This is a genomic window from Tissierella simiarum (genome assembly GCF_018917865.1).
Taxonomy (GTDB): domain Bacteria; phylum Bacillota; class Clostridia; order Tissierellales; family Tissierellaceae; genus Tissierella_C; species Tissierella_C simiarum.
The window spans coordinates 151,378-169,788 of record NZ_JAHLPM010000008.1; the positions used below are offsets into that span (position 1 = coordinate 151,378).

Genomic DNA, 18,411 nt, shown 5'->3' on the forward strand with positions numbered 1-18,411 from the left:
GACTAATTAGTCCTTTTTGCTTTATTTAATATTCTCTTCCTCCAGCTATTTTTTTCTTGAATTACAATAGCAAACTCAGGAATCTTAGGTACTATTACCAGCCCTAAAGATTTATATTCCTTATTATTCCCCTCATAAGTTTTAATCGTTAAACCTTTATTTCTATTATAAAATTCTAATCTTAATTTATCAGGCTTCATGAATAATATGTCTTCAATATCTTTTTTATCTCTTATTTTGATTCCATTAATAGTCAATAATATATCTCCAGTCTTTATTCCTAATTTTGAACCAATGCCATTAGGAAGAACTTCTAGCACTTTTACTCCTTTTATTGAAGGAGTAAAAAGAGGAATTCCCGATTTTTCCTTCTTCTTATTTCTCAAAATTATAAACTCATGCCCTACTAAACCAAAGATTGGCGAAAAGTACAGAAACGATGGTGTCTTAGAAAGAAACAATAATATTAAACTATATAAAAATAAAGTAAAAGAAGTTTTTTTAGTTTTTCCATTAGGATATGTAGATATAGCATAATCACTATAACCCAATATTGCTATTAAGGTTACAGGGAAAATGAAATCATTTCCTATAAAAATAACAAAGGGAATAGGCCAAAATCTGTTCATATTAAATGCACCTATTACTCTAGTTCCTTCTTCCATAAAAACTGGAACTCTATTTCTATTTCCATCTAATAAAACTAAAATACTTTCAACTAAATGCAATACCGCTACAACAGACATAACAGATGATACATCTATTTTAGGAAAGCCAAAAATAAGGTTCATTAAAGAAATAATACTGCCTCCGTAAGAAAAACACATATATCTAGGATTAATTAGAGATAAAGTAATCGCAGCAACTAAAATATATATAAAATCTTTAGGGTTAATTACTATGCCTAAATAAATAAATATTATACTAGCTATAGTACCTCCAAATATACCAAATATTGTAGATGTAAAAACCTTTATTAAAGAGTTTTTTCTGGATCCTAAAATTTCTTTTTCCATTTCTCCTATTTTTCTATATTGGAAATAAATAATTCCAAGAATAAGCAGAAAAAAAGGAGATTTCAAAGTATATAAGATATCTTTTATTGTAAACAATACAATTTGATATAATCCGTACACACTCAACTCTCCTTTTTTATTTCTTACTATTTAATTTTTTCTTTCATTGTCTCTATTGCTTTCTTAAGTTGTATATCTTTACTTAAATTATCTATTCCTATTTCTTCTACATCTTCTGGCAATTCGATTACAATATCTGGCTCTATTCCTATGCCATGAATATTGGTTCCATTTGGTGTAAAGTATTCTGATACCGTAAGTTTAAAACCAGATCCATCAGAAAGTTGTTTTATTCTTTGTACTACTCCCTTTCCAAAAGTTTTAGTACCTATTAGTGTACCTCTATTGTGATCCTTAATTGCTCCAGCTAGAATCTCTGAAGCACTGGCACTACCACCATTGACTAAAACTACTAAGGGAGTATCTATTTGTTTTTTATTGGATTTTAAATACTCTCTTTCCCCACTTCTAGTTTCAGTATATACTATAACTCCTTCACCTAATAATTCATCAGCTATATCTGCACATACATCCAATAATCCTCCTGGATTGTTTCTAAGATCTATTATTATCCCTTCTACATTTCTATTCATTAACTTATTTAATTCTTTTTTAAAATCTTCATAAGTTAAATCATCAAAAGAAGTAATCTTTATATAGCCAATATTATCATCTATAACGTTAGCTTTTACAGTTATAAGTCTTATTTCTTCCCTTACTATTTCCATATCTATATATTCATTATTGCCATCTTTTCCTTTTCTTAAAATAGTAATAGTAACTTTTGTTTTTGGCTCTCCCTTCATTATTTTTACAGCAGAGTCCATATTTTCAGCTGTAAATTCTGTACCATCTACTTTTATGATCTTATCTCCAGTTTTAATGCCTGCTCTTTCTCCAGGAGTTCCTTCAATAGGCGATACTACAGTAATTAAGTTATCATCTCCAGGAGTTACTATAACACCAATACCTCCATATATACCCTTAGTATGCTCAATGAAGTCTTTAAATTCTTCTTGAGTCATATATTGAGAATAAGGGTCTTCTAATGCCTGCATCATTCCTTTAAGTTCTCCATCTATTAATTTTTTTTCATCAACTTCTCGTAAGAAGTTGTTCCTTACATAATTCTCTAGACCTATAACCTTGGAATACCTGTTATAAACTGATACTAATTGTTCATATTCTTTTTTAGGAACATAAACCTTATCTCTAAGCTGCACTGAAAACATGTTTGAAACACCAAAGGTAATTATGTTGGTTACTAAAACTAAAACTACCATTAGGGTTATGGCTCTTTTTTTGGACATTTTCTTCACCTCTATATTTTATGGTTTATGTAATCTATTTTATTAAATACACACAAACATTATACCATTAGATTTCTTACAATACAAAGAGAACAAAAGAAAAAAGGGGATTATTTCCCCTTCAACCATGGTATTGGATCTACATATGCACCATTTTTTCTTACCTCAAAATGGCAATGTGGTCCTGTAGAAATTCCTGTACTACCTATTTTAGCTATGGTATCTCCTCTACTTACTTCTTGTCCATCAGAAGCCGTTAAGGAAGAATTATGTCCATAAAGAGTTACTATACCTCCTCCATGGTCTATCATTATAGCCTTTCCGTATCCGCCTAACCATCCAGAATAAATAACTGTACCATCAGATGCAGCCTTTACACTAGTACCAGTAGGTGCAGGTATATCTATTCCTGTATGTAGTTTTTTGGTCTTAAATACTGGGTGAACTCTATATCCATAGTAAGAACTAATTCTAGAATGTCCAGGCACTGGCCATGACATAGTGCCTCCTGAATATGGTCCTGTTTTTCTCTGTAAGCTTACTATTTTAGATTCAATTTCTTTAGCATAGTCGTTTAATTTATCATACTGCTTTTCAGCCTCTTTAATATCTTGTTGAAGCCTACCCATTAAATCCTCTTTTTCTCTACTAACTTTTGCTAAATCTTTTTTTCTAGATTCTATTTTCGACTTTGCAGCTTCAGCAGAAGCTCTTTGTGCTTGTAATTCTGTCTTTTTCTTTGCTATAACATCCCTTTGTTCCTTCATAAATTTAATTAAACTAGCATCATGATCTGCTATAGATGTAATCATTTCTTTTCTAGTTAAAAAATCTCTTATATTTGCAGAAGAAAGTAAAACTTCTAAATAGCCTACATTACCATTTTTATACATTACCCTTAATCTTGAATTAAAAGTCTCTTGTTTATCACTAATTTTATTTTCTGCTTCCTCTAATTCTACAATAGTTTTTTTGATATTCACGTTTAACTTTTCTAATTCCTTTTCTACCTTATCTAATTGTGTGGCAGCAACATCCATTTTCTTATCTAATTCGTCAATTTCTTTTGAGATATCCTTACTTTGACTTTCAAACTGCTGAATTTCTTTCTTTTTCTCGTCTATCTGTTTTTTCACATCTTTCTGCTTGTTTTTTAATTCATTTACGCTTTCATCTGCATAAGCCATCATAATATTAAATGTAAATATAAAAGCTAATAACAAGTAGAATATCCTTCTTTTTTTAAACATAAAACAAGAATCCCCCTTTTTATACATTTAAGAAACGTTTTAAAGATACTAAACTTCCTAGTGCTCCTATACCAACACCAATTGCAGTAAATATAATGGTTATATCTTTGATTAACGCTGCTGGAGATACTAGATATACTGTAAACAATACATATAGTTTATCACTTACTGCCTTGAAGAAATAATCATAACCATAATTTACTATTAATATGGATAAGGCTGCTCCTATAAGCCCAAAGAGTATACCTTCAATAATAAAAGGTCCTCTTATATATCCATTAGTTGCTCCAACATATTTCATTATATTAACTTCTCTTTTTCTTGCTGTTACTGTTAGCTTAATAGTATTAGAAATAATAAATACAGATACAAATACCAATATACCTATGACTACTACACCACCAAACCTTACATAATTAGCAAATATTATAAGTTTTTCTATTATATCTTTATAATATTTTACTTCCTCTACCCCTTCAATATTCTTAACCTTGTCCACTAAGTTATCAGCATATTTAATATCTTTTAATTGGACTATATAAGAATTTGGAAGAGGATTTGGTTCTAATCCTTCAAGAAGATAAGCTTCATCTTCCCATTCTTCCTTCATAATCTCTAAAGCTTGTTCTTTAGATTGATACATTACTGATAAAACACCCTCGTTATCTTTTGCTGCTTTTTCAATGTCATTTAACTGTTCTTCTGTTAATTCATTTTCTAGAAATATTTGAATTTCATCAAACTTAGTTTTAGTTTCCAATACTACGTTATTAATACTTAGAATCATTATTAAAACAATTCCTAATATTACAAGTACTGCAGAAATAGAACTAATAGACGCTAGTCCCATTCCTCTATTTCTCCACATACCTTGAAACCCTTGCTTTAGAATATTTTTAAATATTCGAAACTTCATTTTCATACCCACCCTTCTCTTCATCTCTTACTACTTTTCCTGCTTCAATAGCTACTACTCTTTTTTTCATAGAATCAACTATATCTTTGGCGTGGGTTGCCATAAGAATTGTCGTTCCCCGTCTATTGATTTCTCTTAGAACTTTCATTATTTCCCAAGCTGTTTCTGGATCTAGATTTCCAGTTGGCTCATCAGCTATTAATACAGGAGGATTATTTACAATAGATCTTGCAATTGATACTCTTTGATGCTCTCCTCCCGATAATTGGTCTGGATAACAATCAGCTTTTTTACTTAAATCTACCATACTAAGAATCATTGGAACTCTTCTTCTTATTTCTTTAGGATGAGCTCCTATGATTTCCATAGCAAAAGCTACATTCTCATATACTGTCTTATTAGGTAGTAATCTAAAATCCTGAAAAACCACACCAATATTTCTCCTGATAAAAGGTATTCTTCTATTTTTTACTTTTGTAATATCCATATCATTTAGATAAATTTTTCCTTCTGTAGGATCTTCTTCTTTTAATAACAATTTAATTAAAGTTGATTTTCCAGCTCCACTAGGACCTACTATAAAAACGAATTCTCCTTTTTTAATATTAAGATTTATATTAGACAGAGCTTTAACTCCGTTTTTATACTCTTTACCTGTATTAGTAAATTTTATCAAATCTTTCACCTCTATGTATTTTCACTATAAGTATTCCTTCAATATACTTTCTCTTTATATTTTATAATTCCTCTATTTTTTTGTAAATATGTTTAAGTTATTTATCTTAATTTTACATATGCTTTTGATATTATATTATAATATAAATTGAAAGATAAATAAACTGTAAGAGGTGGTTTTTTTGGATAAAAAAGCATTAAGGAAAGAATTACTAATAAAAAGAGAAAATTTAACAGAAAAAGAAATCCTAAAAAAGAGTAATCTTATTACTAATTCTATCTATAATTCAAAGGTTTATAGAGATGCTAAAACTATAATGACTTATATTAGCTTTAAAAATGAAGTCTATACTCATAACATAATAAAAAAATCTATAATAGAAAATAAAAAAATTGTTGTTCCTATAACCATACCTGAGACTAAAGAACTAAAAATTTCTCAAGTATTAGACTTTAGTGAATTAGAGATTGGTTATTATAATATTCTTACTCCTAAAAAAGAGTTCTTAAGATATATAGATCCTAAGGATATAGACTTAGTTTTAGTACCAGGAGTTGCTTTTGATAAAAATGGGTATAGAATTGGTTATGGGGGAGGCTATTACGATAGATTCTTAGATAAATTAAGAAAAGATGCTATTAAGATAGGCTTAGCCTTTGATTTACAATTAATAGACAAGGTTCCAAAAGATAATTATGATAAACCTGTAGATATTATTATTACTGAAAATGAAATAATTAATTGTTCTGGAAAAATTTAATACCGCCCTATTAATTTAAAATATTAGTGGTATAATATATAAGGAATTTTAATTTATTAGATTTAGGAGGAATATGCATGGTTAGAACTGTGGGTACTACAGTGAGAGGTATTAGAACTCCAATTGTTAAGGAAGGAGACGACTTAGTTAACATTGTAGTAGATTCTGTTTTAAAGGCTGCTAAAAATGAAAATTTTGAAATTAAAGATAGAGATGTAATAGGTATTACTGAATCTTTGGTGGCAAGAGCTCAAGGCAACTATGCAACAGCTGAAGCTATTGGAAAAGATATAGCAGCAAAATTTCATGAAGACATAGGAGTTGTTTTCCCAATACTTAGTAGAAATAGATTTTCGATTATTTTAAAAGGAATAGCATTAAGTGGTAAAAAAATTCATCTATTATTTAGCTATCCTTCTGATGAAGTAGGAAATCACTTAATGGACATAGATAAAATGGACGAGCTAAAGATAAATCCTTATACTGATGTTTTAACAGAAGAGGATTATAGAAAAATGTTCGGAGAAAAAGTATTACATCCTTTTACAGGTATGGACTATGTACAAATGTATAAAGAATTATGCAATGGAAATATTGATATTTATTTTTCCAACGACCCTAGAACTATTTTAAACTATACTAAAGATGTATTAGTAGCTAACATTCACGATCGGAAAAGAACCGAAAGGATGCTAAAAGAAGCAGGAGCAAATATAATATACGGTTTAGATGAAATTCTAAATGAGCCTATTGATAATAATGGATACAATCCAGAATACGGTCTGTTAGGCTCCAATCTTGCATCAGAGACTGAAATTAAGCTATTTCCAAGGGATTCTCAAAAATATGTAGATGCTATTCAAAACAAGATTAAAGATGAAACAGGCAAAACTGTAGAGGTAATGGTTTATGGTGATGGAGCATTTAAAGACCCTGTAGGTAAGATTTGGGAGCTAGCTGATCCAATAGTTTCTCCTGGATATACTAAAGGGTTAGAAGGGACTCCAAATGAGTTAAAGCTAAAATATTTAGTAGATACGGAATTAGATGATTTACGTGGAGAAGAAGTTGTTGAAGCAGTGAGGAAGAAAATTAGTAGTAAAGATATGGACTTAATAGGACATTCTGAGTCCTTAGGTACTACTCCTAGAAGACTTACTGATTTATTGGGAAGCCTATGTGATTTAACTAGCGGTAGTGGTGATAAAGGAACACCAGTAGTTTTAATTCAAGGTTATTTTGATAACTATGCAACAGAGTAGCTTTTTAAAAGCTACTCTGTTTTTGATTATATTTCTGACTCCTTGTTTAACATAGAATAGTATTCTAATTTTTTTTGAACCAAAGAGTTTATACTACCTTCCTCATATTTTCCATTTTCCTTTAAACTTCCTGCTTTTAATCCTGTAAGTATTTCCATCCCTTCATCAATAGTTCTAACAGCATATATATTAAACTTACCTTCTTCTACAGCCGTTGTGACTTCTTTATCAAGCATTAAATTTTCAATGTTTTTTTCTGGTATTATAACACCTTCATTTCCTTTAAGCCCTTTTAACTTACATACTTTATAAAATCCCTCTATTTTTTCATTAACCCCACCGATAGGTTGAATAACTCCTTTCTGATTTACAGAACCTGTTACTGCTATAGCTTGATTTATTGGCACCTCAGCTAAGCTAGATAACAGTGCATATAACTCTGTGCTAGAGGCACTATCTCCATCTATTCCACTATAGGATTGCTCAAAAGTTATACTTGCTGTTAAATATAACTGAGTATCTTTTGCATACTTTTCTCCTAAATATCCAGTAAGAATTAAAACACCTTTATCGTGTATATTTCCACTTTGATCTGCTTCTTTTTCTATATTAATAATTCCATCTTTACCGAAATAGGTATTTACTGTTATTTTATTAGGTCTACCAAAAGCATATTGACCTAAATCTATAATGGAAAGTCCGTTTATTTCTCCAACTTTTTCTCCTTCAGTATCGATCAATATAGTACCTTCTTCTATTAATTCTAAAAGTTTTTCCTCATAAGAATTATTTCTATTAGTCTTCTTCAAGATTGCCATTTCAACATCTTCTTTAGTAATTACCTCTCTTCCATTCCTCGTAGCCCAAGCATCAGATTCATAAAGAATCTCTACCAATTCATTAAAGCTGGATGTAAGCTTATTTTTATTTTCTGCTATCCTGCTGCTTAAATCTATAACTGCTCCTAAAGCAGATTTATGAAAGGGTTTTAGTCCTTCTTCTTTACATTGATATGCTACAAAAGATCCAATCTTTAGTATATTTTCTTCATTTCTATCCATTTCAGTATCAAAATCTGCTTTAATCTTAAATAGTTTCTTAAATTCTTCATCATAGGTATATAATAAATGATATATTAAATAGTCTCCTATTATTATAACTTTAATATCCAATGGTATAGGTTCTGGTCTTAAAGTTTCTGAAATTATGCTTAATCCCGTTACATTTTCTATCTTTAGTTCTTCTGTAGATAAAGCTCTTTTCAAACCTTCCCAAACTAGTCTACTTTGAAGTATATCCTTAGCTTGTAGTATTATATATCCTCCATTTGCTTCATGTAAAGAACCAGCTATTATTCTAGTATGATCTGTCTTTAATCCTCCCAATTCATTGGCATATTCTATCTTGCCAAACAAATTATGATAGTTTGGATTCATTTCCCTTACAACTGGTGCTCCTTTTTTTCCATCGTTGTCTATAAATAGATTTATTTCATATCTTTTTAAGAACTCCTCTTTCTTATTGCCCGGGAAAAATATGTTTTCCACTATAGACTCTTCTTCCTTATCTAAGAACATTTCATAGTTTTCAACTATATCATCTTGAATATCGCTAAAGAATTTTATAATATCTTCGTTATCCTCATATTTTTCTTTTAAAGGCTCTAGATAAATTTTTACTACATCTAAAACATTACTTTCCCTTAATTCATTAATTTCTTCTTTCAAATTATTTTCAACTTCTTTAACTCTCTTAACGTAGTCGTAAGCTTTTTGGCTAAGTTCCAAAGATAGATTTTTTATTTCTTCCAATTCATCATCTGTTAAATTATCTATTTCTTCATCAGTCATTGGTCTATTTTCCATTAAAGGAATGCTTAATATTCCTCTTTCTGTCTGTTTGAATGTAAAATTATAATCTTTAGCTAAAGTATTCAATTCTTTAATAATCTTCTGAGCCATTTCTTGATGCTCATTATATATTTTATTTTTCTTGTCTTCATAATCTTTTGAACTTAAAGCCTTTGATATTTCAGAATCAATGGTTTTTATAGCTTCTTCAACATCTATCTTAAAAATCTTTCCTTTACCATGAGTTAAGCTAATAGGTTTTGGTGAATTTGGTTTTTTAAAATTATATACGTAACACCAATCTCTAGGTGTATTTTTCTTATCTGCAAAATCTTTAGCTACTAAGTAAGAATAACTGTTTCTTCCTGTACCAGTAAGACCTGCAACAAATATATTATATCCTTTACGCTTAATTGAAAGTCCATGTTTTAAAGCTTCCATTGCTCTCTCTTGTCCTATTAACTCTCTATATACTATTATTGTCTCCGTAGTATTATAAGGAAATATATTAGGATTACAGCTATTGTTTAGTTTTTCAATGGGAATCCTATACTTCTCTATCATAAAGGTTCCACCTCCATAAATTGACTTACATATACCCTATTTACTTCACTAATATATTCAATTATTCTTAATTGTTTCCTATAAATCTATTAACTGATTAATTACTTAGTTTAATCAATAAAGAATATTTAATATTAATCTTTTCAAAAAATAAAAAGATTTGGATAAGGAAATAATATCCTTATCCAAATCTTATGTTTATTTTATTCCTGCTGCTATTTTTATCATTTTTTGATGTTCTGGATCTTGTTTTCCATCCATATGGCGTTTACTACCTACAAAATGTATGTCAAAATGACCATCTATTCCATTACCCTTTATATAATCAAAGTTAATGCCTGGACCATATCCTCCACTTCTCCAGCTGGTATTGACTCCTCCTTTTTCACTGTCATTACCGGCATGAGGCATAAAAGTAACACTACATGCTATTCTTCTGCCATTATATTCTATAATAGCTGGTCTTCTCTCCCAGCTAAAACCTCCCCAAATGGATTTCATAATGTCAGTATCCTCTTTAGTCAAAGTTTCACAATCTGCATGGTAAGATCCTACAGATCTTCTAGCCATATATGATTTTCCAGTATAAAAGTCTATTACTTTAAAGTCTGATCCTCTAGGTATTAGTTTTTCTACTTCATCAAACCAATTAAGATATTCTCCATACTTACTCTCTACTTTATCTTCTTTTTTTACTTCTTCCTTTAAAGGAAGATTTATAACTTGTCCCACCTTAAATATAGTATCTTTAGTTAATCCTTCATTAATCTTTATAATATCCTCTGCAGATATTAAATATTTTTCACTTATAGTCCAAAGATTATCCCCTTCTTCTATAGTGTAAGAAATTGTTTTAGGAACTTCCCTATGTATTTCTCCTCTTGATGGACTTGAATTCAACTTTATCTTTTCTGGTACTTGTATGACTTGTCCAGGATATATAATAGTATTATCTGTGGCATTATTCTCTTTTAAAATACTTTCTAAAGATACTCCATACTTATTACTTATAGTCCAAAAAGAATCTTTTGGTTTTACAGTATAAGGTGCTGCCACAGAAGTCGTAGTAATACCTACTGTTATTGCCATTGCAGCAATAGTTGCTTTTTTTAGTCTTTTCATTTGTATTTCCCCCTTCAAAAATTAAAAAAAGTACATAGCATAATACTTCTATATACTTTTCTTATTTCCTTTAGGTAAAATTATGTAATTTAATCTCTTTTTTCCAAACCAATTTTTAGCAACGAATAGCCCCTTAGATGTAGACTAAGGGTTTATTCAATATATTCAATATCTAAATGTACTTTATCTGGCATAGTTTTAAGATTTGTTTTTACTATGACAAAAGGATAATCATATTCTTGAGAAACCGCCTCATTGGGTTTGGGATCAGTAAATTTAGCATAAACTACTAAATCATAATGATCTTTTGAAGCATTTTCCTTAATCATTTTATCTATTTTTACAAAGTATCCTTTGGTACTCTTTTCTCCTCTAGTAACTATTACATATATATCGTCTTTTAGTTTACAGGTCAAAGCTCTTTCTTCTGTTAAATATCTCGGAAGTATCTCTTTAATTTTATCTGGAATATCTGCTGCTTCTACAGTTTTAAAACTAACACTTCCCTCACTTTTCTTTAGAACTTTAGGTAAAAATATACCTCCGATAATTACTATTACAGCTAATCCAATTATCAAATATTTTTTCAATTCAATCCCCCCAAGAACTAATCTTATATAATTTTTATTCCTTGGGAGTTAATATTATGTATCTAATATAATTTAAATACATTAGAAAAGCACCCTTTTCATTAATTGAAAAAAGGTGCCTCTAATTTTCTATTTAGATAATATTTCCTTTGCTTTAGCAACTATATTTTTTATATTTAATCCATATTTCTCCAGTAATTCATCTCCATCTCCTGATTGTCCAAAGGTATCTTCAGTTCCTATTCGAACTACATGAGTTGGATAGTTTTCTACTACTACCTCAGATACAGCACTACCTAGACCACCTATAATACTATGTTCCTCTACAGTCACAATCCCTTTAGTTTCTTTAGCTGCTTTAATTATAATTTCTTCATCTATAGGCTTAATACTAGCCATATTGATAACTCTTGCTTTAATACCTTCTTTTAAAAGTTCTTCATGGGCCAATAGAGCTTTTTCCACCATAACACCAGTAGCTATTATAGTTACATCATTTCCTTCTTTTAATTCTACACCTTTTCCTATTTCAAATTTATAGTTTTCATCAAAGATTACTGGCACTTTAGATCTGCCTAATCTTATATATACTGGTCCATTATGTTCGGCTGCTTTAAATATACATTGCTTTGCTTCTACTGCATCTGCAGGATTTAATACTATCATATTTGGAAGAGTCCTCATTATACTTAAATCTTCTAAGGCTTGGTGAGTAGCTCCGTCTTCTCCTACAGTTAATCCAGCATGAGTTGCAGCTATTTTAACGTTAAGTTTAGGATAACATACAGAATTTCTTATAATTTCAAAAGCTCTGCCTGTAGCAAACATAGCGAAAGTACTAGCAAAAGGAATTTTTCCAGTAGTAGCTAATCCTGCTGCTGTTCCAATTAAGTTTTGTTCTGCTATACCTACATTAAAAAATCTTTCAGGAAATGACTTTTTAAATACAGATGTTTTTGTGGAACCAGAAAGATCTGCATCTAATACTACAACATCCTTATTTATATTACCTAGCTCTTTTAATGCTTCACCATAAGCATCCCTAGTAGCAATCATATTAGCCATTTAATCCACCTCCTAATTCCTCTAAAGCTTTATCAGCTTCTTCAGCTGATGGAGCAGTTCCATGCCATCCTACTTGATTTTCCATAAATGATACGCCTTTACCTTTTATAGTTTTAGCAATAATAATAGTAGGTTTCCCTTTAGTATTTTTAGCTTCTTCAATAGCTTTAAATATTTCTTCAAAACAATGTCCATTAATGTTTAGCACATTCCAGCCAAAAGCTTTAAATTTTTCATCTATTGGTTCTATATTCATAACATCTTTATTAGCACCATCTATTTGTAATCCGTTATGGTCTAAAAATACTGTAATATTGTCAAGATTATAATGAGCAGCAAACATGGCAGCTTCCCAAATAATACCTTCTTGCACTTCTCCATCTCCAAGAAGAGCATATACTCTATAATCCTTATTATCTATTTTACCAGCTAGAGCCATCCCATTAGCTGCTGCTAATCCTTGTCCTAAAGAACCAGTAGTCATATCTACTCCTGGAGTTCCTTTCATATCGGGATGTCCTTGTAGCATTGAATCAATTTTTCTCAAATGATCTAATTCTTCCATAGGAAAATATCCTTTTTGTGCTAAAGCTGCATATAAAACTGGAGCACCATGGCCTTTAGATAAAACAAATCTATCCCTATCTGCCCAATGAGGATTTTTAGGATCTACCTTCATTTCTTTAAAATATAAAGCAGTTAATATCTCTGCTGCTGATAAAGAACCACCTGGGTGGCCTGATTTTGATTTTTCTAACATTTTAATTATATCTACTCTTATATTGCATGCAATTTGTTTTAAATCCATGTACTTATCCATCATATCCCTCCTACTATTTTTTTATTTCATCAAAGCCTTCACCCAATACTTCATACATTTCTGTTACCATAATAAAAGCACTTTTGTCAATTTCACTAACAATCTCTTTGGTTTCAGTAAATTGGGATCTATTTACAACACAAAGAAGAATGTCTTTTTCCTCTTTGGTGTACATGCCTTTTCCTTTAAATAAGGTTACACCCCTATCTAAATCCTTCATCAATTTTTCACTAATTTCTTCTGGTTTATTAGTAATAATTATAAATCCTTTTAAATAACCTATGCCTTCAAGAATTAAATCCACTACCTTTATTGTAACAAATAATGCAATAATAGAATATAGAGAAGTTTCTATTTTCTTGTCCACAACTCCGGCAAAAACTACGACACATAAATCAATCATCATCATGAAAGTAGATAATCCAAACTTAGGAAAATATTTATTTAGAATAGCACCAGCTAAATCAGTACCTCCAGTAGTTCCTCCAAACTTAAATACTATTCCTAATCCAATACCAGTTAAAACTCCTCCAAATATAGAAGAAAGAAGTAAATCATGAGTTAAAAATAATGGCGGCAAAGTTTTTAAGAAAAATGACAACAATAGGGTAGCATAAAGAGTTTTCCATCCAGAATTTTTCCCCAAGGTTTTTACACCTAATATAAATAAAGGAATATTAATAATCAAGTTTGTTATATAAACGGGTATATTAATAGTCTTTTTTAACACTATAGCAAAACCTGTAACTCCTCCTGGAGCAATGGTATTTGGTTCTAGAAAATAATTTAATCCAATAGCCATCAATAAAACACCAACAGCTATTCCAATATAAGAAAATATATTCTTATACCAATTTTGACCTTTTACCATAATTTTTCCCCCTATTTATTCTATTACGCCTTTTCTAAAAAGAACTGTGAGCATAAATTTGGGTAAGACCATTTGTCTTTTTATTCTAGAAGGCTCTTTAACTAGTCTATAAAACCATTCTAATCCTAATTTTTGGAATACCTTTGGAGCCCTTTTAGCATTACCTGAAAGTATATCCATTACACCGCCATTTCCAATTATTACTCTCCCTTTGATCCTATCTTTATTGGTATCTATCCATATTTCTTGTTTAGGAAATCCAAGACCAACAAAAATAATATCGGGATCCACATTATTTATATCTTCAATAATTGCCATTTCTTCTTCATGGTCTTTCCTATCTATATGACTACCTTTAAAATACCCATTATGGTAACCAGCTATTCTTATATTTGGATAAGTTTTTATAATATTTTCAGACGCTGTTTTAGCAACACCGTCTTTTCCACCTAATAGATATAAACTATAGCCTTTTTCATTAGCTATATTAAGCATTTTAATAGATAAATCAAAACCTGTAACCCTTTCTTTCAAAGGTTTCTTTTTAATTCTTGATCCGTATATTAAACCGATTCCATCAGGAATAATCAAGTCTCCTTTATTTAATAAGTTTCTTAGGCTTTCGTCATCTTTAGCCGCCATTACTATTTCCGTATTAGGAGTATATATAGCCCTTAGTTGATCTCCTTTTAAATATTCTCCTACTTCAGTAGTGGCATCTTCTAACGTTGTATTATATACTTTGACACCAAAAATTTTTATACTATCCATTTAGTCACCTACTTCTAGTAAATCTAAAGCCATAGTAACATTGGACAAGGCTTTATCTTGTAAATCTTTATCCAGCTTTCTTAATGTTTCTTTTAACTCTATTCTATTATTCCACACATAATCTATATTTGAAATTAATTCCTCATAAATCAAATCTTCTACAGAACACATATGATCCATTTTAAGAGACCTTAATATTCCTTCTATTTTAGGATCATATACTAATCCTACCATGGGTATGCCTTGAGTTGCTGCATAAATTAAAGAATGAAGCCTCATAGCCACTATAATTTCTAATTCCTTAATTACTCCCATTATTTCCTCAACACTATATTTATCAGAAAGTAAATAACAATCATTAGAATTTACCTTCTTTATTATTTCCTCACTTATTTCTAGATCTTCAGGATAATGCATAGGAATTAAGATTACATTAACATCATGTTCTTTTATAATATAATCTATAGCTTTAGAAACTACTTCCGTTAAATTATTAGCTTTTTTCCATTGTCTAACGGATATTCCTATCATCTTCTTATTCATAGGAATTCCTTCTTTTTTTAATATTCTATCTATTGAATCCTTAGGATCAGGAGCTAGAGTAAATACTGGATCTGCCGTTACATGAATGTTTTTATTTCTTACTCCTAGCCCCTTAACATATGCTTTTGAATCTTCATCTCTTAGAGTTATTAAATCTACTTTATTTAAAATTTTTCTAGCTAAAAACCTATTTATTTTCTTGTTTATTGGTCCTATTCCATTTGCATATACCATTACAGGTTTTTTAAAAATCTTTGCTAGTTTCATTAAAGTTAAATAATATAATAATGAGCGAGTACTAGTTATATCTTGTAATAAGCTACCACCACCACTTATAAATAAATCCGTATTTTTCATTTCTTTTAACACTTCTTTAAATTTAAAGCGATTGACAGCCTTTACACAATACATCTTCTCTGTCTTAGATGGATTGTTAGAAAGTACTGCTATACTAACCTCACTATTATATTGTTTTATATCCTTAACAATAGCTTTTAAAATAGCATCATCACCACTATTGTCAAACCCATAATATCCAGAAATGAGTATTGTATTAACTCGACTCATATATATTTCTCCTTTTTAACTAATCTCCTTTGATCCGTCAGATATTCGCATAAGAGCTAGTATAAAAGCCACTAAGGTCCAAAAAGTAATTATAATTTTTGGTAAATAAAGGACGTTTTCCACAGCACCATGAGCTAATAGACCACCAATACCTGATAGGACTCCTGCTGCCATAATTCTAATATAGTTATCCTTACCGTCTACTAATTTCCTTATTGCATATTTATATAAGATAAATATAAACATTAGGAAAACTACCAACCCAGGTATCCCCATTTCAGCAGCAATTTCTAAATAAGAGTTATGGGCATGGTAAGCAGGCATAGTTCTTATATAACTTTCAAAGGTTTGCTTAAAGGGAACATATCCAAAGCCAACTCCAGCTACCCAATAATCCCTAATTATATCTAAAGTAATCCTCCAAATTTTTATTCTGTAGGCATTAGAAGAATCTCCAAGGTTTTTAATACTAAGTATCCTATTTAAAATAGTTGGTGGCAGAAAATATACTGCACCTAATCCTAAAGGTATTAGAGATAGAAGTAGTCGTTTTTCTACCAACAGTACAAAGACTAACATACCAAAAGCAAAACCTACCCATCCGCCTCTTGAAAGAGTCAATATCAAAGTTAACATAAGTATAAAGCTAGTTCCTAAAAAGATTATCTTTTTATGAAGCCTTTTAGAATACCAAAATAAAGATACTGATATAGGAATCAACATGATTAAGTATTCTGCCAATATATTAGGATTTCCAAAAACAGAGTAAACTCTTGTAGTTATTCCAGGATTATTGGCTGTATCTAACCATTTATCTTCCATCTCTACTCCTACTACATATTGGTACAACCCATATAAGGCAACTAAAGTGCCTGCAATAACTATAATGGTTACTAATTTATTAAAATCCTCTTTAGTTTTAATATTGTTTATCAATACTACTAGAAAACCTAACCCAGCTAAATGAATAGCTAAGTCCCTAAAACTTCCTGTTATATTTATTGATGTAATTGTAGATAGTATTATAACTATGCCAAATAAAATTATAGGTAAATCTACAGAATCTTTTGTTAGAGGATTTATCTCTTTAAATAACCCCTTGTAAAAGAACACTCCCACTAAGAAAATCATATAAAGTAAATTTAACATATCTGGCAAAAAAGGTACTATAAATACTCCTGCGAAAATTCCTACCCTAATGTCATATAAAACCATAGCTACTGCAATAAATCCAATCATTGCGACAGCAAAGTAATTTAAAGGTAATTTATAATATATTAGAGAAAACAATATTCCAAAACCAACGGGAAGGATTAGTTCTCTTCTTTTAAAATATTCTACCACCAATTAGTCCCTCCCTCATCAATAGTAAATATGCTTTCTATAAATTTAAAAAGCCAGCTATTGCTTAAAACCTCTTTGTAATTTTCTTTTAATGTTAATCCTATAATAGAAACTATAATTAGGAAGAAGGCAACTATATAAGATTTTCCTGCATAGAATCCTCTAACTAAGTTATTGATTAATAAGCCAATTCCAAAAGAAAATATAAAAACACAAGATGTTCTGATAGCCTCCACATCTTTTGAAAATAATTTATAGACATTTCTATATATTAAGCTATTATCTCCAATACTTTTTATATAGTTGTTTACTTTCTTAAATCCATTATTTACAGTTTTAATTATACTAGCATAAATTTTATAAAAAACACTTTCCTCTGTAATTCTCTTGTTAGATGTAAAAAAACTGACTACGTTAGACCCTTTAGAAAGATGTTTTATACCACCACTAATAAAGTCTACAACCCTTTTAATGATACTGTGATTATATCCAAGTACCATTATGCGCCAAAGTTTAACAAATATTGATACAACAACGCTATTATACATAGTACCACTCCTAGAATTCTACTCTACTTCTATGCCAAGAACTGTACCAAATACTGCAACCCTTTTATTCTTTAACCTAAATTGAGCTCCAATTCTTGTCTGTTCTCCACCAACGACAACTACGTCAGGATTATCTTTAACTTCTGCTTCTACTTTAAAAGAAACTACATATTTACCTGGTATTTCTGCGTCAACCCATCTTCCATCTCCACTTTCAACAGGCTCTTTATAAGGCTCATAACTTGTCTCAACTATTGTTCCTAATAATCCGCCTTTATCATAATGATAAATTGGATCTCCAACCACTATATTTTCAACAGTAGCCATTCTAACATCAGAAACCTCGAATGTAACTATAGCTTTAGTATCTTCATTTACTGTAATAGGCTTTGCTTTCATTCTTTTAGTACCACCAACTACTAATAAAGCTAATACTAGTAGTACTGTTAAATCAATGACATTGATTATTCCAAATAACTTTCCTTTTTCATTTATTATTTTCACTT

Annotated in this window: 18 protein-coding genes; 2 read left to right on the forward strand and 16 right to left on the reverse strand. The window is 30.1% G+C overall.

The genetic code is table 11. From position 1 onward, the window contains the following. Positions 1–2: 2 nt before the first annotated feature. The 5 genes from KQI42_RS21680 to ftsE all read right to left on the reverse strand — a co-directional run bounded on the left by KQI42_RS21680 (position 3) and on the right by ftsE (position 5,228). Positions 3–1,136: a PDZ domain-containing protein gene (locus tag KQI42_RS21680; RefSeq protein ID WP_216519632.1), complete on the reverse strand. Its 1,134-nt coding sequence runs from the start codon at positions 1,134–1,136 to the stop codon at positions 3–5. 26 nt (positions 1,137–1,162) lie between these two features. Next, positions 1,163–2,386: a S41 family peptidase gene (locus KQI42_RS10735; protein WP_216519633.1), complete on the reverse strand. Its 1,224-nt coding sequence runs from the start codon at positions 2,384–2,386 to the stop codon at positions 1,163–1,165. 110 nt (positions 2,387–2,496) lie between these two features. Next, positions 2,497–3,636, reverse strand: a complete 1,140-nt coding sequence (locus tag KQI42_RS10740; protein WP_246566376.1) for a murein hydrolase activator EnvC family protein — start codon at positions 3,634–3,636, stop codon at positions 2,497–2,499. Between the two features lie 19 nt (positions 3,637–3,655). Continuing rightward, a complete protein-coding gene (ftsX, locus tag KQI42_RS10745) occupies positions 3,656–4,552 on the reverse strand; it encodes a permease-like cell division protein FtsX (RefSeq protein WP_246566378.1) in 897 nt (298 codons plus the stop codon). Next, a complete protein-coding gene (gene ftsE, locus KQI42_RS10750) occupies positions 4,533–5,228 on the reverse strand; it encodes a cell division ATP-binding protein FtsE (protein WP_216519637.1) in 696 nt (231 codons plus the stop codon). The genes ftsX and ftsE overlap by 20 nt, the downstream gene beginning before the upstream one ends. Before the next feature lie 181 nt (positions 5,229–5,409). Here ftsE and KQI42_RS10755 point away from each other — a divergent pair, with 181 nt between their 5' ends. Both KQI42_RS10755 and KQI42_RS10760 read left to right on the forward strand, forming a co-directional pair. Then, the gene (locus tag KQI42_RS10755; RefSeq protein ID WP_216519638.1) at positions 5,410–5,988 is read left to right on the forward strand and encodes a 5-formyltetrahydrofolate cyclo-ligase; all 579 of its coding nucleotides are present in this window, start codon (positions 5,410–5,412) and stop codon (positions 5,986–5,988) included. Between the two features lie 77 nt (positions 5,989–6,065). Next, on the forward strand, positions 6,066–7,250 hold the full coding sequence (locus KQI42_RS10760; RefSeq protein WP_216519639.1) for a coenzyme F420-0:L-glutamate ligase: 1,185 nt from the start codon (positions 6,066–6,068) through the stop codon (positions 7,248–7,250). A gap of 26 nt (positions 7,251–7,276) precedes the next feature. Here KQI42_RS10760 and KQI42_RS10765 read toward each other — a convergent pair whose 3' ends face one another. From KQI42_RS10765 to KQI42_RS10815, 11 genes are all read right to left on the reverse strand, one after another. Beyond that, entirely contained in the window at positions 7,277–9,664 is a 2,388-nt protein-coding gene (locus tag KQI42_RS10765; RefSeq protein WP_246566380.1) for an ATP-binding protein, read from the reverse strand. A 198-nt stretch (positions 9,665–9,862) separates the two neighbouring features. Further along, complete coding sequence (locus KQI42_RS10770; RefSeq protein ID WP_216519640.1) at positions 9,863–10,786, reverse strand: LysM peptidoglycan-binding domain-containing protein; 924 nt, start codon at positions 10,784–10,786, stop codon at positions 9,863–9,865. Between the two features lie 152 nt (positions 10,787–10,938). Then, the gene (locus KQI42_RS10775) at positions 10,939–11,376 is read right to left on the reverse strand and encodes a protease complex subunit PrcB family protein (RefSeq protein ID WP_216519642.1); all 438 of its coding nucleotides are present in this window, start codon (positions 11,374–11,376) and stop codon (positions 10,939–10,941) included. 129 nt (positions 11,377–11,505) lie between these two features. Beyond that, complete coding sequence (locus KQI42_RS10780; RefSeq protein WP_216519644.1) at positions 11,506–12,441, reverse strand: transketolase family protein; 936 nt, start codon at positions 12,439–12,441, stop codon at positions 11,506–11,508. Continuing rightward, positions 12,434–13,261: a transketolase gene (locus tag KQI42_RS10785; RefSeq protein WP_216519646.1), complete on the reverse strand. Its 828-nt coding sequence runs from the start codon at positions 13,259–13,261 to the stop codon at positions 12,434–12,436. Before KQI42_RS10785 ends, KQI42_RS10780 begins: the two co-directional genes overlap by 8 nt. Before the next feature lie 13 nt (positions 13,262–13,274). Then, the gene (locus KQI42_RS10790; protein ID WP_216519648.1) at positions 13,275–14,132 is read right to left on the reverse strand and encodes a YitT family protein; all 858 of its coding nucleotides are present in this window, start codon (positions 14,130–14,132) and stop codon (positions 13,275–13,277) included. 15 nt (positions 14,133–14,147) lie between these two features. Next, positions 14,148–14,903 carry a WecB/TagA/CpsF family glycosyltransferase gene (locus KQI42_RS10795; RefSeq protein ID WP_216519650.1) on the reverse strand — a complete coding sequence of 252 codons (756 nt, stop codon included), beginning with the start codon at positions 14,901–14,903 and terminating at the stop codon, positions 14,148–14,150. Then, positions 14,904–16,013 carry a polysaccharide pyruvyl transferase CsaB gene (gene csaB, locus KQI42_RS10800; protein ID WP_216519652.1) on the reverse strand — a complete coding sequence of 370 codons (1,110 nt, stop codon included), beginning with the start codon at positions 16,011–16,013 and terminating at the stop codon, positions 14,904–14,906. Positions 16,014–16,028: 15 nt separating this feature from the next. Beyond that, on the reverse strand, positions 16,029–17,357 hold the full coding sequence (locus KQI42_RS10805) for an O-antigen ligase family protein (protein ID WP_343231681.1): 1,329 nt from the start codon (positions 17,355–17,357) through the stop codon (positions 16,029–16,031). Then, complete coding sequence (locus tag KQI42_RS10810; protein ID WP_216519656.1) at positions 17,351–17,905, reverse strand: hypothetical protein; 555 nt, start codon at positions 17,903–17,905, stop codon at positions 17,351–17,353. The genes KQI42_RS10805 and KQI42_RS10810 overlap by 7 nt, the downstream gene beginning before the upstream one ends. 18 nt (positions 17,906–17,923) lie before the next feature. Then, positions 17,924–18,409 carry a DUF4330 domain-containing protein gene (locus tag KQI42_RS10815; protein WP_216519658.1) on the reverse strand — a complete coding sequence of 162 codons (486 nt, stop codon included), beginning with the start codon at positions 18,407–18,409 and terminating at the stop codon, positions 17,924–17,926. Positions 18,410–18,411 lie beyond the last annotated feature (2 nt).

Coding starts and splice junctions, on each gene's coding strand:
- KQI42_RS10735 (WP_216519633.1), bottom strand. CDS start 2,386: ATGTCCAAAAAAAGAGCCATAACCCTAATGGTAGTTTTAGTTTTAGTA.
- KQI42_RS10740 (WP_246566376.1), bottom strand. CDS start 3,636: ATGTTTAAAAAAAGAAGGATATTCTACTTGTTATTAGCTTTTATATTT.
- ftsX (WP_246566378.1), bottom strand. CDS start 4,552: ATGAAGTTTCGAATATTTAAAAATATTCTAAAGCAAGGGTTTCAAGGT.
- KQI42_RS10760 (WP_216519639.1), top strand. CDS start 6,066: ATGGTTAGAACTGTGGGTACTACAGTGAGAGGTATTAGAACTCCAATT.
- KQI42_RS10765 (WP_246566380.1), bottom strand. CDS start 9,664: ATGATAGAGAAGTATAGGATTCCCATTGAAAAACTAAACAATAGCTGT.
- KQI42_RS10770 (WP_216519640.1), bottom strand. CDS start 10,786: ATGAAAAGACTAAAAAAAGCAACTATTGCTGCAATGGCAATAACAGTA.
- KQI42_RS10780 (WP_216519644.1), bottom strand. CDS start 12,441: ATGGCTAATATGATTGCTACTAGGGATGCTTATGGTGAAGCATTAAAA.
- KQI42_RS10785 (WP_216519646.1), bottom strand. CDS start 13,261: ATGGATAAGTACATGGATTTAAAACAAATTGCATGCAATATAAGAGTA.
- KQI42_RS10790 (WP_216519648.1), bottom strand. CDS start 14,132: ATGGTAAAAGGTCAAAATTGGTATAAGAATATATTTTCTTATATTGGA.
- KQI42_RS10795 (WP_216519650.1), bottom strand. CDS start 14,903: ATGGATAGTATAAAAATTTTTGGTGTCAAAGTATATAATACAACGTTA.
- csaB (WP_216519652.1), bottom strand. CDS start 16,013: ATGAGTCGAGTTAATACAATACTCATTTCTGGATATTATGGGTTTGAC.
- KQI42_RS10810 (WP_216519656.1), bottom strand. CDS start 17,905: ATGTATAATAGCGTTGTTGTATCAATATTTGTTAAACTTTGGCGCATA.